The organism is Pseudotabrizicola sp. 4114, from assembly GCF_031457365.1.
GTDB lineage: Bacteria > Pseudomonadota > Alphaproteobacteria > Rhodobacterales > Rhodobacteraceae > Pseudotabrizicola.
Window position 1 is genome coordinate 1 of record NZ_JAVDWP010000039.1, and the last position, 3918, is coordinate 3918.

A 3918-nucleotide genomic window follows, 5' to 3' on the forward strand; every position below is an offset into this window, starting at 1 on the left:
CGGCCACCCCGCATCGCGCATTGACGATCTCATGCCTTGGGCCTTCCAAAAACCGTCAATCTAAAAGCCCAACGGGGTTCACGCACCGCTTACCATTTAGACAGCAAGGGCTGACGTGCAGCGAGATCGGGCGGCGAACGGGGTTTCCCCGGCGTAGCGTCGCGAAGTGGCTGCAGTTCGAGACGCCACCTGACCGAAAGCGCGCCGTCCTCAAGCGCTCCTCCGCTTGGTACTTTGAAGAGTACTTAAGGCAAAGTTGGGATAGCGGCATTCGCAGCGGGAATGCGCTGCTCACCTTGATCCGAGAACGTGGTTGCGAGGGCAGCATGTCAAATCTGCAGCGGCTCCTGGCCGGCTGGCGTAGTGCCGAAAAACAGGAAGAAGGGGGAACCACCATGGCGCACCAGATCCTTGAACCGGTCCGGGACCCGGAAACGGGGCACGCGATATCCCCGGTCATCGCGGCCGCACTCTGCATCAAACCAAGAGGAAAACTCACCTTGGAACAGGCGAGAAAAGTCGGAGCTCTCAAGGAAGGCTCCCCTGCCTTCACAACAATGCGGCGCCTCGCCATGCGCTTCAAAGGCATCTTGCGTGGTCGAAAAGCAGACCCGCTGCCCGCCTGGATCGAGGTTGCGATCGAAACGGACCTAGCGCCCATCGTACGGTTCGCCGTCGTTTATCGGCTGGGCGCTGGTCATGGCAGCCATCCCGATCAGGGGAATTGCTGCCAATGTGGCCGTCATCATATCGCGTCGTTTCATGTCAAGCTCCTGTCGCGGGGGTGAAAACGGTTTTGTAATCGGACACAAAGGCCGAAAAAGACCGGGCGGGGGGTCCGGTTGCCGCTGGCCCTGTGGGGCTGACGGCATCGGCTTCGTCGCGGGAATAATGGGCGTAATCCTCGATCAGGCCCTCGGCCTGCCAGTGCGGAAAACCGGCGGCAACAACCGCGTCGCGCATGGCATCGGGCGGTATCTGGATGAACGTCACAGGCTGGCCAATGGCCGAGCCGATTTGCAGGGCGACATCCGCATGGGTCAGAGCCTCGGGTCCGGTCAGGTCATAGGTCTGGCCCTCATGCCCCGGGGTGGTCAGCGCGGCAAAGGCAATGGCCGCAATATCCCGGGTGTCGATCAGGCTGATCCGTGACGCACCGATAGGCGCGAACAGCTTGCCCATACCGACGATGGTGTCGCGAAACCCAAGCAGGTTCTGCATGAACAGGTTGGGCCGCAGAAAGGTGTAAGCCATGCCACTGTCGCGGATCGCCTGCTCCACCGCCGCATGATACCGCAGAAAGCGCACTGGCGAGTCCGCCGACGCGTGAAGTTGCGACAGCTTGACGATGTGCTGCACCCCAGCCCGTTGTGCGGCTGCCACAAAGGCCAGTTGCTGGCTTTCGGCGCGCTCTGTCGAATTGGTCAGCAGAAAGGCCCGGTCAACGCCCTGCAATGCCCGCTCGACCGAGGCGGGATCATCGAAATCGCCGGTAACGGGCAAGATGCCCGGGAGGATCTTGAGTTTTTCGGCAGCCGCGTCAGACCGCACCATGGCCTTGGCGGTATTGCCATTGGCGGAAAACAATTTGGCCAGTTCGAAGCCGACAGAGCCGGTGGCGCCAGTGAGAAGGATCATTTTGGAACTCCTTGAAGGTTGATGTCCCCAATATGACGCGGCCTTAGTGCAAAGAAAATTGACAAGGACTATGGTGCGGTTAGTATAAAATGTATGAACTCAACCCCCCCTACTGCCGCGCCGGACTGGGAGCGCCACCGCGCGTTTCTCGCCGTTGTCCGGGAAGGCAGCCTTTCGGCAGCGGCCCGCGCGCTGAGCGTGGCCCAACCCACCGTGCGACGGCGCATTGAGGATCTGGAGCGTGAGCACGGTGTCGTGCTGTTCATGCGGTCACCCGCCGGACTGCTGCCGACCGCAATAGCACTTGAACTGGCGGCGCATGTCGATGCAATGGCCAAAGCCGCGCAGTCGTTTGCGCGCGCAGCCTCTGCCGAAGCGGGTGCTGCCACAGGCACGGTGCGGATCACGGCCAGCGAAGTGGTGGGGGTCGAGGTTCTGCCCGCCATGCTGGCCGACCTGCAAAGGCTTCATCCGGGGCTGATCGTTGAACTGGGTCTGAACAACAGCCGCGAAAACCTGTTGGAGCGCGAGGCCGACATCGCCATCCGCATGGTCCGCCCCTCGCAGGATGCCCTGGTTGCCAGGCACATCGGTGCCATCCGGGTGGGTTTTCATGCCCGCCGCGACTATCTTGATCGCCATGGGCACCCCCAGACGATCGAGGATGTCGCGCGGCTTGGCCTGATCGGCTTTGAAACCGAGACGCCCGGGGTCCGCACCCTGCGGGCCAAAGGCCTGTCGTTTGGTCCGGGCGACTTCATCTTCCGCACTGACAGCGATCTTGGGCAGTTGGCGGCGATACGTGCCGGAATCGGGATCGGCGTCTGCCATGTTGCTTTGGCGGCGCGCGAACCCGACCTGGTCAGGGTCTTGCCCGACGCCTTTGAAATGGCCTTTGAAACCTGGGTCGTTGCCCATGAGAACATGCGGCATGTCAGGCGTGTCAGGCTTGTCATGGACAGGCTGATTGCAGGCCTGACCACCTATGCCAGCTAAAGAGGCGCAAAGGCGATGTTCGCTTTGCGGGAACATCGCCTTGCGAGCGTCTTCATCAAGGTCGGCCTTGAATGTCTGTCCGCTTTTCATCGCGAGTGCCCGCTCTGCGGCGGAACGGACGGCCATTTCATCCATGAAGCGCTGAACATTGGGATAGGCGCTTAGCAGGCTGCTGAAGAAGTCGTCGAGCCGGACCAGTTTCCCTTTGTTGCAGGCTTCGATGCCCGGCCTTACTCTGGGTTCCGGAAGGCGTGTCCGCCCCAAGCGGTTTCTGATCGTCACGCAGCCAACAGACGCGGTAGCAGGGCGAGGTTGGTGGCGGTCACCGTCAGGATGAAGCGAGAGCGCACCCGTTCGATGCCGCGATAGACGGTCTGGGCCATTCCACCGACGGTTTTGGCTCAGCCAAATGCCTCCTCGACGCGGCAGCGGGTGCGTCGGGACTTGGCGTAGCCGTCGTGCTATGTGGTGCTGCCGTCGATCACTGAATACCTCGATTTCTGCGCAACATTCGGCGTGACGCAGGCTCGCCTCAGATCGATGACAAACTCGGCCGCATCGAACCCCTTGTCAACTCCGAGCGTCAGGCGTCGGGGTGGCTTCGGCCTTCGGCTGAGAGCTTTTCAAAGAGGCCCAGGTCTTGACCAGCGTGCCGTCGACCGAGAAGCGCTCGTCCGACAGAAGCAGCGCGATCTCGCGATGCGCCAGAATTGCCGCCATCACCTTGCGACATCTCCGTCGAGATAAGCCGGTCGCGGTTCTTGGTGAAGACGGTCGGCACCCGGACAGGATCGTCGATCCCGAGACCGACGAACCAGCGGAACAAGAGGCTATACTGCATCTGTTCCATCAACTGCCGCTCGGAACGGACCGAAAACAAGATCTGGATCTGGCTGGCCCGGATCAGCCGCTCCGGCGCGATCGAGGGGCTGCCGAAATCGGTGCAAAGCGCCTCGAACCCGGCATCCAGGCAGGTCGGTGCGTCTTGCACCACCTGCCGGATCTAGCGCAACAGATGTCGTGCCGGGATGCGTGCCTCCAGGTCGACATAGTTGAACAGCGACCCGCTCGCCTCGTCCGTCTCGCGCATCATCACTCCCGCAGCTGCCGTCCAAAGGGTGAATCATGTTCCGTGAACGGGGTCGAGGGCCGACTCCTTCAGCACCCTGCTAGATTGGGCCCTGGCGCTTTAACAGGCTGCTGAAGAAGTCGGCTCTCGACCTGTTTTGCGGAACATGATTCACCCTGCGCACGGCAACGGCGGGGGTGATGATGCGTGGTGCG

The 3918-nt window shown here is 61.7% G+C and carries 2 protein-coding genes and 2 pseudogenes; 2 read left to right on the forward strand and 2 right to left on the reverse strand.

Annotation, left to right across the window (positions count from 1 at the left end):
- Nucleotides 1-98: 98 nt before the first annotated feature.
- Nucleotides 99-686, forward strand: a pseudogene (locus J2X53_RS22355) (ISL3 family transposase); the annotation flags it as partial.
- 79 nt (nucleotides 687-765) lie between these two features.
- Here the strand turns inward: J2X53_RS22355 and J2X53_RS22360 are convergent.
- Nucleotides 766-1638 carry an SDR family oxidoreductase gene (locus J2X53_RS22360; protein WP_349039692.1) on the reverse strand — a complete coding sequence of 291 codons (873 nt, stop codon included), beginning with the start codon at nucleotides 1636-1638 and terminating at the stop codon, nucleotides 766-768.
- 93 nt (nucleotides 1639-1731) lie between these two features.
- Between J2X53_RS22360 and J2X53_RS22365 the strand changes: the two genes are divergently transcribed.
- A complete protein-coding gene (locus tag J2X53_RS22365; RefSeq protein ID WP_349039693.1) occupies nucleotides 1732-2634 on the forward strand; it encodes a LysR family transcriptional regulator in 903 nt (300 codons plus the stop codon).
- Nucleotides 2635-2912: 278 nt separating this feature from the next.
- On the opposite strand, the pseudogene J2X53_RS22370 reads toward J2X53_RS22365, so the two are convergent.
- Nucleotides 2913-3724 (reverse strand): annotated as a pseudogene (locus J2X53_RS22370) (transposase).
- Between the last annotated feature and the right edge of the window lie 194 nt (nucleotides 3725-3918).